Here is a 12375-nt window from a genome sequence, read left to right as displayed (position 1 = left end):
AACAGTCTTCCAATCGGTAGCCCGAACCACTCTGTACGTCATAAGCATCTTGCAATACCGGGATAGTTACGGTCTCCGCTGGAATTTTGGCGGAATGCTGAACGGGAAACCCGGATTTTTATCGGTAAGCTCTACTTTGTTGTGTCGAATTCGTAAGACGGTCTGATAAGGTTGCCCGTCGTTTTTCGATTTGTAATCGACAGTTACCAGACTGGTGTATGGAAACAGGAAATTATTCAACACCGTAAAATCCTCATAATCCAGCGTCAGCGAATTTTTCGTCGGCTGCTCAACCACCAGCAGCTTTTTCAGTTTCCGGTTTTGTTCGCCAATGTAATTATCCACTAACACCTTGCCTTCGCGTTGCCGCAGAAGCAAAAAATCCTTTTCATTTTTAACCCGTTGGGCGGGTTCTTTGGGCAATGGCAGGTTACCGACCAAAAGCGACTGAATCAGTCCAAAATCCAGGTTAAAATTAAACCGCTGACTTAAGGAAGCGTAATCAAACACCGAATACTCGCGGTGAATGCGGTCCATAATCACCACGGAATCTTTTGTAATCAGCGCCCGCGCCACTTCAACGCCTACGCCCGAAACCGACAGCCAGATCAGGCTGTCTTTATCGATCCGCAGGTTTACGTTCGCATTGTTGATGTCCTGATCCTTACTTTTAAAGGAAACCTTCGACTTAGCGGTCAGATAGGCAAAATCAACCTGATCAACGTTGGCATTGGGGTCGATGGAAGGCAAAACCGGGGGCGGAGCGGTGGCAATAGTATCGGTGCGGATTTTGGGTGACGCTGAAACCGTATCTGCTGGGGGCGAAGGCGGGGCGTTGCGGAACAATCTCCGCCGACGGCATCCGTCTGCTGTGATCAGCATGATGACGCACAAAAGTCCAATAAGGGATTTACTCATAAATTTTTCCGGTTGCGATTTTCTTGTCCAACCGATCGGTCGTTTCTCCTTTGAGTTTTGCTTTTTTCCACTGCTCAACCGCCTTTTCGTGCTCGCCAAGCTGATACAACACGTCGCCGTAGTGTTCGATAATCGTACCGCTCACGTTTTTGTCGGCCTGCATCGCTTTTTCAAGGTACGTGCGGGCCTTGGCATAATCTTTCATGACGTACAAAACCCAGGCGTAGGTATCCAGGTACGTGGCATTATTCTGATTTTTCTCCACCAGACGCTCCGACATTTGCAGCGCCAGCGGTAGTTTTTCTTTCCGTAAAGACAAAAAGTAGCTGTAATTGTTCAGAACGTGGTCGTTGTCGGGATCTTCTTTCAACACCTGCTCGTAAGCTTCGTCGGATTTCTGATGATCGCCCATGCCGTTGTAAACGTCGCCGAGTTGCGCATTCACGCTCTTCATCAGTTCGGTGTTGGTGGGCGATAACCGCCGGGTTTCTTCGTAGGCTTCAATCGCTTCCTTATACCGTTTTTTAAAGTAATTGGCGGAACCGTTAAACGCCCAGATCACACCCTGATTCGGGAACAATTCGAGCGCCTGTTCGGAATGAACCAGCATGCTGTCGACCTGATTGAGTTCGCTGTCAAGTTGCAGAATCGCGCCCCAGACTTCGTAGGTGGCTTTGTCCAGGTGGGCGGCTTTGACGTAATAGTTGCGTGCTTCGGCTTTTTTGCCATCCTGCGCCAGCAAATCCGCATACATGGCCTGCGAGCGGGCGTCTTTCGGATGAGCAGTGGCAAGCTCTTTGGCGAGCTTTACCGCGCTTTGTTTCGCTTTCTCGTCGTTGCCAACCATTTTGACGTAGCTCATCAAAATTCGCGCTTTGATGTCGGCTTCCAGATTGGGATTTGAGAATACCTTATCCAGTTCCTGGCTGCACTTTTCCAGGTTGCCCTGTTTGCGGTACAAATCGGCCAGCATGACGTGCGCCTGCGGCAAATCCGAATTGACTTTCAACGCCCGCTGAAGCCAGTCAACCGCCTGGTCGTTGCGTTCGTTGGCGATCAGCAGTTCGGCACCTTCCAGCAAATAATCGGTTTCGCCCGGTTCGGAAGCCACCAGTTTTTCGGCTTCCTGAATGGCTTTTTCAACCTTGTTCTGCTTTAAATAAATCCGCTGTTTCTGCCGGACAATTTCTTCGTTCATGCCGGTCGCCTTCTCCACTTTGTCGTACATGTCGAGGGCTTTATCCGGTTTATCATCGAACAGGTAAATAGCCGCCAGTTCAACGCCGTATTCGATGTTGTCGGGGCTTTTTTTGATCAGCTCTTCGTAGAGATTTTCGGCGTCGGAATACCGTTTTTGTTTCACCAGTAATTCAGCCAGTTGCAGCACGTAATACTTGTTGACGCCCTTGTCGAGTTGAACGGCTTTCTGGGCAAACGGCAGGGCCTCGTCGGGCTTGTTCAGCTTCATCAGCGCCGTGGCCGTCGCATACTGAGCCGCCGGATTTTCGGGATAAAGCTGAATAACTTTCTGAAATTGCGCTACGGCTTTCGAAGGTTCGTCCATCATCATGAACTTCATTCCTTCCGTAAACAGGGATTCCTCAACGCCCCGGGCGCCTTCTTTCGGCTTTACTTCCTTATCCCTGTTTTTACGCTGTGCCTCAGCGGGTGTGATCGCGCACACCATCAGGCAACCGATACCGGCAACCAGCCATTTCCGCCAATTGGATTTTACCAGATTGTGCATCTGTCGCGATTCTTAGTATAAATTGAACGATCGAGAATTCCCTGCCGGGCCTCTCAGTTCAAACGTGTTAGGCACATTCTCTATTGCAACAACCGGGTGCCGCCTGTCACAATATACAAAGTTAGTGGAAAACATTGGATTAGTCACCCGGTAAAGACAGGATGATCGGCAGGAAGGTTGTCTATGATAACGTTTTAATATCGAACACCGAATAGTGAATAACGAATGTCGAAATAGCTGTTTCAACTTCAATATTCGCTATTCAGTATTCGATATTTTATCCATTCATCCCATTCGCGTTGTAAACCGGTCCACGATCTCATTCGGGTGGATTTCCAGCACATTGGCGAGTACCAGCAAAACCAGCGTGCGGGAGGCCATTTTCCGTGGAATGTTCGCAATGTTGGCAAACAGATCGACAGTAATGCTCTGGTTTCGATCCAGATGCTGCATCAGCGTCTGCTCTTTGTCACCGTATGTAAAGCGAATGGATCGTTCGGCGGTTTCGCCTTTCAGGATCTCGCGAACTTCCTTGCTGGCCTGTACGGCTTTGTCGTCGACGCGAATATAGACGCGTCGGCTGTCGTTGAGCGGATCGTCGACGTAATGCGGTTTTCGTTCACTTTCCGGAACGGTAATGACCAGCACCTCCCGCTCGTTGGACAGGAGCACGCGCTCCATCGTGTAGTCAATGGCGGGCGAGCAATACCGTTCGATGGCCCGTTCCAGCAGGTACTCATCTTCGTCAACGTGTTTGAGGCCCTGAATGCTTTTGTCGTCGCCAATGCCGATCAGCAGCTTGCCGCCTTCCGTGTTGGCAAATGCCACAATTTCACGAATAATCCGTTCGGGGTGATTGGACTTTAATTTGAATTCGAGATGCGTTCCCTCACCCTGTCTAACCAGTTCCTTGAGCGCCCTGTAGTCCATCCGTGTGTCGGCTGTGTAGGTATCAGAAAGGTTGCCAGCCCTCCCTTGCTTTTAAATATAACCGTTTTAAGCAATACGAACCAAAGGTTTACACAACTATTTTACCGGAAAATGCACTAATTTCGTCAGTGGTTCTCAGTATTAACCAGTTAATCTAGTTAGTGGTTTTACCTTTTAGTTGGTTTTGATTGGATAACGAAAAAATGGTCGTAAACGTTGTCATTGCACTGGTCACATTCGTCGGAATGGAGGGAGTAGCCTGGTGGACCCACAAGTACATCATGCACGGTTTTATGTGGCGCTGGCACCATTCGCACCACAATCATCACGCCGGTTTTCTGGAGCGGAATGACTGGTTCAGCGTGGTATTCAGTCTGGTGGCCGTCGGAATGGTGGTAGTCGGGAGTGAAGTCGAGCCGCTCTGGTTTCTGGCGCCCATCGGTATTGGCGTGACGCTATACGGTATTTTTTATTTTATCTTTCACGATGTGATTGTACACCGGCGCATCAAAATCCGGTTTAATACCCGCCATCCGTACCTGCAACGCATCATTCGGGCGCACTACATCCACCACAAGGTGCACAAACGCCAGGGAGCCGAAGCCTTCGGTTTTTTGTACGCTCCGAAGAAATACCGGAAAAAATAGTGAGCCAGAAATAGTTAAAACCCAAAAAGGCACAACCATGGGGCTGTACCTTTTTGGGTCAATTCCAGGGTGTCAACCGGCTAGTATTCGTCTTCGTTGAAGAAGAAATCGTCCTTAGTTGGGTAATCAGGCCATATTTCCTCGATACTCTCGTAGGGCTGACCGTCGTCCTCCAACTCCTGCAGGTTTTCGACTACTTCTAATGGAGCGCCAGAGCGGATCGAATAATCGATCAACTCATCTTTGGTAGCCGGCCAGGGGGCATCTTCCAGATAGGATGCCAATTCGAGTGTCCAATACATAAGCGTTTCTGCTAAAATATGACGACTGATTGTCGTAAAATTGTGCAAAAGTAAAAAAATATGAATATCCTATACATTTCCCCGAAAATTCTTTCAGAAACGTTTGACAGGCTATTTAGGCCATTTAACGGATTCGTGGCTAGAAATGTTTGTATTCTTTCCCAAACTTTTCTTATTTCTAACGACCTACTAATCAATGAAAATTGAAATCTGCGCCTTTTCACTTGAATCCTGCCTAATTGCCCAGGCCAGCGGAGCTGCCCGGATCGAATTGTGCGGTGGGGCGGGGGAGGGCGGAACCACGCCCAGCCTTGGCCTGATCGAACTGGCGCGCGAGCAGCTAACGATTGACCTTTACGTCATGATTCGGCCCCGTGGTGGTGATTTCCTGTACAATGAAACCGAGCTGGCCGTCATGCGCCGGGATATTGAAACCGCTAAAAAAACCGGTGCCGACGGCGTGGTGCTGGGGTTGCTGAAAGCCAACGGAACAGTGGATGAAGAAAAAACCGCTGATTTGGTTCAACTAGCGCATCCGCTGCCTGTGACCTTCCACCGGGCTTTCGACCTGACGCGCGACCCGCTGGAAGCGCTGGAAGCCGTGATTCGGACGGGAGCCAAACGCATTCTGACCTCGGGACAAAAGGCCAGCGCCGAAGCCGGAATCCCGCTTCTGAAGAAATTGGCCGAACAGGCCGGTGATCGAATCGAGATCATGGCCGGAGCGGGAGTCACGCCCGCCAATGCCGCCCGACTGGCCGCAGCGGGCGTTCATGCGCTCCATTTAACCGGAAAAAAGGTGATGAACAGCGGAATGGAATACCGCAACCCCGACGTCCCGATGGCTTCGGTGGCGATGAGCGAATACGAGTGGTTGAGTACGAGCAGCGAGATCGTGAAAGAAGTGATCAAAAACGTGGCTGTTTCGCGGAGTTGAGCGGAGAAAAAGGGAGTTAAGCGGAGGCTATATTTTCTCTGCTTAACTCCCTTTTTCTCCGCTCAACTCCGCGAAACAATTTCTCTCTTTTACCAGAAGTACGCGTACAAGAACGTGATAATCGCCAGAACGATGACGGCTCCGATGGCGAAGTTCGACGACGTTTTGAACATGGTGCTGTCGATTTCAAGCCCTTTGTCACTTGGCTTTTGCAGGCCGAGAACGATCATTACCGCTACACAGATCAGGAATACAAAGCCCATGGTGTCCAGAAATGGAATCGTGTAGATGCCATCCGGATTCGGTACGGCGAAACCAACCGGCGCCAGAAATTCCAGATTAACCATACCGGGCAGCATGTATTTGAAAAACAGGGATAACAGAAATCCGCCCACAATCGCGAATAAAGCACCGGACGAGTTGGTTTTTTTCCAGAAGAAGCCCATGATAAAGGCGGCAAAAACGCCCGGCGAAACCAAACCGGTCATTTCCTGGATAAACTGAAAACCGCCTTTTTTGTCGATTCCCATGAACGGCGAAATGAAAATGGCCATCAGCATCGATACCCAGATGGCGATCCGGCCCACCCGCACCAGCTTCTGTTCGCTGGCGTTCGGCGAAATGTATTTCTTGAAAATATCGAGCGTAAAGATCGTTGAAATTGAGTTGGCTTTTCCCGCCAGGGACGCCACGACCGCAGCCGTCAGCGCGGCAAACGAAAGTCCTTTCAGACCGGCCGGCAACAGGTTCAGCAAAACCGGATAGGCGTGGTCTTTATTGACTTCTCCCGTCGCGTCCAGCATTTCCTGCTGAAACAGCCCTTGCTGGTATAACGTATAGGCGGCAATACCGGGCAGCACCACAATAATGGGCATGAGCAACTTGAGAAAGGCCGCAAAAAGAATTCCCTCACGGGCGGTTTTCAAATCGGCCCCCAAGGCCCGTTGCGTAATGTACTGATTACAACCCCAATAATTCAGGTTTACGATCCACATACCGCCAATCAGGACCGTCAGACCGGGCAGCGAAGCATAATGCGGATGGCCTTTCGGGAAGATCATGTGAAAGTGGTCTTCCGACTTGGCCAGCATGTGATTGAAACCATTGAGAATGCCGGTTGTGCCATTTTCCGACGACACCAGATTAATCGCCAGATAGGTCGTGGCAAGCCCGCCCAGAATCAGAAAAAACACCTGAATTACGTCCGTATAGCCAATTACCTTCATGCCGCCCAGCGTAATAATAACCGCAAAAACCGCCAGCCCAAACATGCATAACGTAAAGTTTAGCCCCGAAATGGTTGAAACCGCCAGCGCGCCCAGAAACAGAATCGACGTCAGATTGACCAGGATGTAGAGAAAAAGCCAGAAAATGGCCATGATCATCGCTACGGTATTGTTATACCGCTTGGTCAAAAACTGGGGCATGGTGAAAATCCGGTTTTTGAGGTAAATGGGCATAAAAAATACGGCCACAACAATGAGTGTTGCGGCTGCCATCCACTCGTACGTCGCGATGGCCAGCCCCATCGCAAAACCGTCGCCGGAAGCGCCAATGAACTGTTCAGCCGAAATGTTGGACGCAATTAGGGACGATCCGATGGCCCACCAGGTTAGGGAACCCTCGGCGAGAAAAAAATCAGTGGAAGAGGTTTCTTTCGTCTTCTTTCGTTGGTAAATCCAGTAGCCGTAAGACGCTACGATGATGAAATAAATAAAGAAAACAGCGTAGTCGAGCGTTTGTAATTTTTGCATAATGGCTACTTATAACAGGAAAGAAATGAGCGTAGGATTATTACGGCTCGAAAGATAATAATTTAGAGAACATTTTCGGCCCAATATTCTGCCCCGTTGGATTATTGTTTGGAATAAAAACCGCCGGATAAATCAGATTTTGATCGTTTCCGGAACGAGTTTCTGCAGGCGACGGCTGGTCTGAAACCGCCGGGCGACGGTGAACCGGTAATTACCGGTGTGAATGACGTAACGATAAAAAGGACTCTGAACCGACAGCGAGCCGTTGATCCAACTCAGCGTCAGGCACCATTTATCGCTGTTGTAACCAGCAACGGCCCGAAAAAGCAGGTCGGGACGTACATTTCCGTAGGTCAACTGGCCGGGCTGAAAGATTTCCTTACTGAACGTCGCGCTCAAATTGGCCGTCAGCGAACCGGTGGCAAAAAAATGTTCCCGATACACAAACGTGTAGGCATAACCCGCGCCGGGGCCTAATTTTAAAAACCGCATCCGGCGCACCGCTTCTATGGGAAAATCGGTTTGCAGCGAGCCGGGAACAAGGGCGCTGTCGCCCCGGATGATTCCGTAATGCAGTTGAAAACCGGCCAGCCACGTTCCTGCCGATTTCTTCTGCCACTCGTTCTGAACCAATGCGGCCCGGAACGAAAACCGCCGAAAATTGAACATCCGCCGAATCGAGCCGCCGACCACATAGGCCCCAATATCGGGCCGGTGGTAATACCGCGTCGGATCAGCCAATCCGTTTCCGCGTGGGGTCAGGTAATAACCGGTGTAAAACTGGGCGAAGCCGTCGAGCACCCACTTTCGCAGATACACATGCGTTTGCAGGTCAATATCCCGGGTTTTGCCTTTTTCAGGATTGTTCAGGAACGACAACCCGTACCCCAGATTCAGCGTAAAGGCTTTGAAAGTTGCGCCGACACCCAGATCCAGCGAGGAATTGGGGCGAAAACGCAGCGACGTCGACGAGCGCGCCGGAGTCGACAGAACAAAGGAGGTATACTTTTGGGAAAGGAACGTCCGTCCGGTCAGTTTTCCGGGGAAAGTCTTTACGTACGCGGTGTCAATTTCACGGTTACGACGGGTTTGGGCCCGTGTTTCCGGACCGCTCAGCAGCAGAAAACCGCACGAAAAGCAAAGCCAGAAAACCGCCGGTTTTCGGACATTGTTGAGGTCATTTCCAGACTTCGCACCTTGCTTCATTGGGCAAAAGTAGTGTCAATGCGGTGCCGATTCAATTCGGCATGCCATTCCGACTGCAGGGTTTGTTTCTGAGCTTCAAAGTCGCGACGGCCAAACAGTTTCATACGGTATTTTCCGAGATCGCGCTGAAGCAACAGGTGGTTTTTTAACCCCCGGGAGGTTCGGGTCGAGTCGGGTTCCTGGATTTGCCGGATGCGTCGTTTGTTGTTACCGAAGAGCAAATCCGTCAGACTGATTTCGACCAGAAAAGCGGCTTTTTTGTTCAGTGTATAATCGCCGTTCAGGTGTAAATACGAAAGGTTGCTGGTCAGATTCATATCCGGCATCAGAATCCGGTTCTGGTGCAGCAAAAACCGGGCGTCCAGGTCTTCGAAGTAAATATGACTCGTTTTGGCTTTCGGCAAAAACCGCAGCGCCTGCTGAATCGGCTGCACTTCGATCAGCTCCATCTGCCGGATCGACGCTTTCGTGTAGGCGGTTATTTTGTTGATGTCCGGCAGAAAATCGTTGTTCAATTCTGTCCGCAGCGTCATGGCGCAATCGACATTTCCCCGAATGTTGTCACTCTTCAGCACGTCGATTTTCATTTCCTCGGCCGCCCGGAACAGCTGGTACAAATCGATTTTCTGAAGCGTCACGTTGAGCGTCACCGGAAACCCTTCCGGCCGACCCAGCCGCATCAGGCCGTGGGAGCCCAAACGTCCGCCAAAGACATTCATCGTCAGCCGTTCCAGCTGCGCGGTTTCGTCTTTAATGATGGTTTTTAAACCAAAATCGTCCCCTTTCAGCGTTTGGTAGTCCAGTTTTTGGGCTTTCACTTCCACATCAAACCGGTAATCACTGATAGCGGCTTTCTTAGAATGCGAAGCCGGGCGTTTATAAGCCGCCTGCATGCTGTTCAATCCGGCCAGCAAAGCCACCATTTTTTGCAGGTCCAGCCGTTCATACGACAGGCTCAGGGCCGCATACGGTTCCTGAATACCGTCTTCATTCAGTTGAAAATGCCCCAAACCGGCGATTTTTCCGCCCAGCGTGGTTCGGCAAAGCAATTGCGGCACCTGGACCTGTTCGCCTTTTTTATGAACCACAAACGACATATCGCTCAAATCTTCGCGCGATGGCAGCCGGATGCGGTCGATCTGAATACTGGCCGAATATTCGGTTCCGAACAGCAGTCCGGCCAGCAAACTATCCGTCGAAGTCGGTACTTTTTCGGGACCGGTTTTTCGGGGAGCAGGCGGCATTGGTTTCGAGAAATCCAGTTCCTGCCAATGCGCGGCCAGTTTGGTTCGGACTGGGTGCGTGGCCCGGTTTCCGCTCAAGACATACCGCAGCAAATTGGTTATTTCACCATTAATCTTAAACGAACGCCCTTCCAGTTTTCCGACTACTTCCTGAATCCGAAGCATGTTGTTTTCGGGCAAAAAATGAATGTCGGCATTCAGCGCCGTGCAGCGCCCTGACGGTTTGGGAAAATGAAGGCAGCCATTCCGGATGACGAGCATTCCGCTCCAGAAAGGCTCAACGTCGGAAGGCCGCGCCACGTTCGAATACAGCAACGGGCTCCGAACGGCGAGATCGACCGAAGCCGTGCCGGAATAAAGTGAGTCGCCGGGCCAGTTCATGAATTGTGCCAGCTGCAGGAGCGATAAGTTTCCGTTTATTTTCGCGTCGACGACCGGCGAAACCAAATTGATCAGGTTTCCCCGTACCTCCAGCGTATCCTTCCCGGTTTGAACCTGGAATTGTTCGAGCGTCAACTTCGTGGTTTCGCGGGAATTACCGGCCCCATTGTTCCAGTTGCCGCGCAGCTGCACGGTTTGAAAAACCACCGGAGTTTTGGGCCAGTGGTAGTTTTTAGCCTGCAGGTGAAACCGAATGTCGTTGTGGGGTCGAACCGTCGGATTGCTACGCCCTTTCATGCGAAACCGGAAAGCCACATTCCCTTTCAACGCCGTATCCCCGGCGTAGCGTTTGAGCGAATCCGGCAGCAAGGCCGCCAGAAATTTATACGCCGGTTGCGTACCCATCAGACCCAGGTCCACGTAAGTTCCTTCGTTGCCGGGAAGTTTCATGTGGCTGCCCATCAGCCGGATCGGAGCGCCGTTTACCCGCAACTGGCTCCGGGTGAACGTACCGGTTTTGTTCGATGGATTGTAAGCGTAATGGATGTCGGCCGTGAAAGGCTGAGACCGAAACATCGTCAGCGTGCGGTTTTTGATGTATTCGATTCGGCCATCGAGTTTCCCTTCCAGTTGCAGCGTCGGGTGGTTGAGTTGGCCGCGCAGATCAGCCTGCTGGATGGTCATTGAAAACGCATTATGCTTATAGCCGTTGACAACTGTCACCGTTGCGTCTTCGATCCGGATTTCCGGAATTTCGACCGAGTGGGTATGTGTGGTATCCGACGGGCGTTCGGTTTTCCAGGCAAAACCGGTTTTTTGCCCGGTCGAATCTACCCATTGGTTGTAACGAATTCCACGAAGCACAACTTCCCGAACCGTGCGGCTTTCCCGAAATAAATCACCGATACTCAGCACCAGATTGGCCTGATCAATCCCGACAATTTCGAGCGGTTTTTCGCCTTTATTGTCGTGTATCGAAAGATCGTGGAGTTGGATGGCGAGATTGGGAAAATGGCTGAGTAACGAAAAATCCACGCTGAAATCGGCCAGCCGCTGTTCGGAATGCGTGGCAAATTCGTCGCGAACGGCCAGAATGACTTTTTCCTTGTAGACGGTTGTCAGCAGAAGCGGAAGCAGCAGGCCCACCAGCAGCAGTACGCCCGCCATGGCAGCGCCTATTTTGATCCAGTGAGAAAACCTCGCCATGCGTTTACAAACCGTTGAGACTCGTTGGCCGACAAAATAGCCGGTTCTTACTAAACACCGGTCGGGGTCACTCTGTTCGACTCACAAAATGATGGTCCGGTTCTGGTGGATAAAAACGCGGTCGTTGAAGACCAGTTTGAGCGCCTGCGACAGCACGATTTTCTCCACGTCCTTGCCTTCCGTTGCCATATCGGCCGCCGTGTGCCGGTGATCTACCTCCTTGATATTCTGGGCAATAATCGGGCCTTCGTCCAGATCGTTGTTCACAAAATGGGCGGTTGCACCGATGATTTTAACACCCCGGTCATACGCCTGCCGGTAGGGACTTGCGCCCATGAACGCGGGTAAAAACGAATGGTGAATATTGACAATCCGATTCGGGAATTGTTTCACGAACGAGGGCGTCAACACCCGCATGTACTTGGCCAGCACGATGTATTCCGGTTCATAAATAGATAATGTCCGGGTAATGGCTTCCTCGTGTTCTTCGCGGGTTTTGTGTTCGTGCGTAACATAATGAAACGGAATACCGAACTTGCTCACCAGCGGTTGCAGCGTATTGTAGTTGCTGACCACGGCTAAAATGTCCGCATCGAGCTCATTGAAGGCGTAGCGAATCAAAAGCTCTGCCAGGCAATGGTGCTCTTTGGTAACAAAAACAATAATATTTTTCTTTTTTTTAGGATTAATACGGAGATTGATGCCCGGCGGTAAAGTCTGTTTCAGGTTGTCAGACAAAACGGCGGAATCGTAACTACCTTCGAATTCGGTGCGCATGAAAAACTGCCGGTCGGGGCTCACGTATTCGGCGTTACGAATGATATTCAGATTGTAGTGCGCCAGTACGCCGGTGACGCGGTGAATGAGTCCCGTACTGTCGGGGCCGTCCATTAACAGAATGTGACGTGTTTCGGTAGGCATGAACGAATTGATAATTTGAAAGTTAGTGTAAAAGTAGTAAAATCACCTCGCGAATCGCCTTTCCACGACTGAATAGGCCATTAAGTATTCTATTTGGGGTACGATATATAAACCATTCGACGGGTACAACTACCCGTTGATCAGACACGTGGAAACAGGTAGGCTAGCCACCCCTAACAAAT

General features: G+C 50.8%; 10 protein-coding genes. 2 read left to right on the top strand and 8 right to left on the bottom strand.

Annotated elements, in window-relative coordinates:
* Positions 1–66 precede the first annotated feature (66 nt).
* The 3 genes from lolB1 to GJJ30_RS07260 all read right to left on the bottom strand — a co-directional run bounded on the left by lolB1 (position 67) and on the right by GJJ30_RS07260 (position 3595).
* The gene (lolB1, locus tag GJJ30_RS07270; protein WP_154174499.1) at positions 67–918 is read right to left on the bottom strand and encodes a lipoprotein insertase outer membrane protein LolB1; all 852 of its coding nucleotides are present in this window, start codon (positions 916–918) and stop codon (positions 67–69) included.
* Entirely contained in the window at positions 911–2665 is a 1755-nt protein-coding gene (locus GJJ30_RS07265) for a tetratricopeptide repeat protein (RefSeq protein WP_154174498.1), read from the bottom strand. The genes lolB1 and GJJ30_RS07265 overlap by 8 nt, the downstream gene beginning before the upstream one ends.
* 285 nt (positions 2666–2950) lie before the next feature.
* Positions 2951–3595: an AlbA family DNA-binding domain-containing protein gene (locus GJJ30_RS07260; protein ID WP_154174497.1), complete on the bottom strand. Its 645-nt coding sequence runs from the start codon at positions 3593–3595 to the stop codon at positions 2951–2953.
* A 203-nt stretch (positions 3596–3798) separates the two neighbouring features.
* Here GJJ30_RS07260 and GJJ30_RS07255 point away from each other — a divergent pair, with 203 nt between their 5' ends.
* Entirely contained in the window at positions 3799–4242 is a 444-nt protein-coding gene (locus tag GJJ30_RS07255) for a sterol desaturase family protein (RefSeq protein WP_154174496.1), read from the top strand.
* 80 nt (positions 4243–4322) lie between these two features.
* Here the strand turns inward: GJJ30_RS07255 and GJJ30_RS07250 are convergent, their stop codons facing one another.
* Positions 4323–4544, bottom strand: coding sequence for a DUF2795 domain-containing protein (locus GJJ30_RS07250; RefSeq protein WP_009284883.1), 222 nt, complete (start codon positions 4542–4544; stop codon positions 4323–4325).
* 196 nt (positions 4545–4740) lie between these two features.
* Here GJJ30_RS07250 and GJJ30_RS07245 point away from each other — a divergent pair, with 196 nt between their 5' ends.
* A complete protein-coding gene (locus tag GJJ30_RS07245) occupies positions 4741–5481 on the top strand; it encodes a copper homeostasis protein CutC (RefSeq protein ID WP_154174495.1) in 741 nt (246 codons plus the stop codon).
* A gap of 89 nt (positions 5482–5570) precedes the next feature.
* Here the strand turns inward: GJJ30_RS07245 and GJJ30_RS07240 are convergent, their stop codons facing one another.
* From GJJ30_RS07240 to purU, 4 genes are all read right to left on the bottom strand, one after another.
* Positions 5571–7235: a sodium/sugar symporter gene (locus tag GJJ30_RS07240; RefSeq protein WP_154174494.1), complete on the bottom strand. Its 1665-nt coding sequence runs from the start codon at positions 7233–7235 to the stop codon at positions 5571–5573.
* 132 nt (positions 7236–7367) lie between these two features.
* On the bottom strand, positions 7368–8441 hold the full coding sequence (locus GJJ30_RS07235; RefSeq protein ID WP_154174493.1) for a DUF4421 domain-containing protein: 1074 nt from the start codon (positions 8439–8441) through the stop codon (positions 7368–7370).
* A complete protein-coding gene (locus tag GJJ30_RS07230) occupies positions 8438–11272 on the bottom strand; it encodes an AsmA family protein (RefSeq protein ID WP_154174492.1) in 2835 nt (944 codons plus the stop codon). Before GJJ30_RS07230 ends, GJJ30_RS07235 begins: the two co-directional genes overlap by 4 nt.
* A gap of 81 nt (positions 11273–11353) precedes the next feature.
* Positions 11354–12193, bottom strand: coding sequence for a formyltetrahydrofolate deformylase (purU, locus tag GJJ30_RS07225; protein WP_154174491.1), 840 nt, complete (start codon positions 12191–12193; stop codon positions 11354–11356).
* Between the last annotated feature and the right edge of the window lie 182 nt (positions 12194–12375).

The sequence above is a fragment of the Larkinella terrae genome (genome assembly GCF_009668025.1).
In the GTDB taxonomy this organism is placed as follows: domain Bacteria; phylum Bacteroidota; class Bacteroidia; order Cytophagales; family Spirosomataceae; genus Larkinella; species Larkinella terrae.
Note: the sequence above shows the minus strand (reverse complement) of the source record. Positions and strands in the feature narration are given on the sequence as shown.

Coding starts and splice junctions, on each gene's coding strand:
- lolB1 (WP_154174499.1), bottom strand. CDS start 918: ATGAGTAAATCCCTTATTGGACTTTTGTGCGTCATCATGCTGATCACA.
- GJJ30_RS07265 (WP_154174498.1), bottom strand. CDS start 2,665: ATGCACAATCTGGTAAAATCCAATTGGCGGAAATGGCTGGTTGCCGGT.
- GJJ30_RS07260 (WP_154174497.1), bottom strand. CDS start 3,595: ATGGACTACAGGGCGCTCAAGGAACTGGTTAGACAGGGTGAGGGAACG.
- GJJ30_RS07255 (WP_154174496.1), top strand. CDS start 3,799: ATGGTCGTAAACGTTGTCATTGCACTGGTCACATTCGTCGGAATGGAG.
- GJJ30_RS07250 (WP_009284883.1), bottom strand. CDS start 4,544: ATGTATTGGACACTCGAATTGGCATCCTATCTGGAAGATGCCCCCTGG.
- GJJ30_RS07245 (WP_154174495.1), top strand. CDS start 4,741: ATGAAAATTGAAATCTGCGCCTTTTCACTTGAATCCTGCCTAATTGCC.
- GJJ30_RS07240 (WP_154174494.1), bottom strand. CDS start 7,235: ATGCAAAAATTACAAACGCTCGACTACGCTGTTTTCTTTATTTATTTC.
- GJJ30_RS07235 (WP_154174493.1), bottom strand. CDS start 8,441: ATGAAGCAAGGTGCGAAGTCTGGAAATGACCTCAACAATGTCCGAAAA.
- GJJ30_RS07230 (WP_154174492.1), bottom strand. CDS start 11,272: ATGGCGAGGTTTTCTCACTGGATCAAAATAGGCGCTGCCATGGCGGGC.
- purU (WP_154174491.1), bottom strand. CDS start 12,193: ATGCCTACCGAAACACGTCACATTCTGTTAATGGACGGCCCCGACAGT.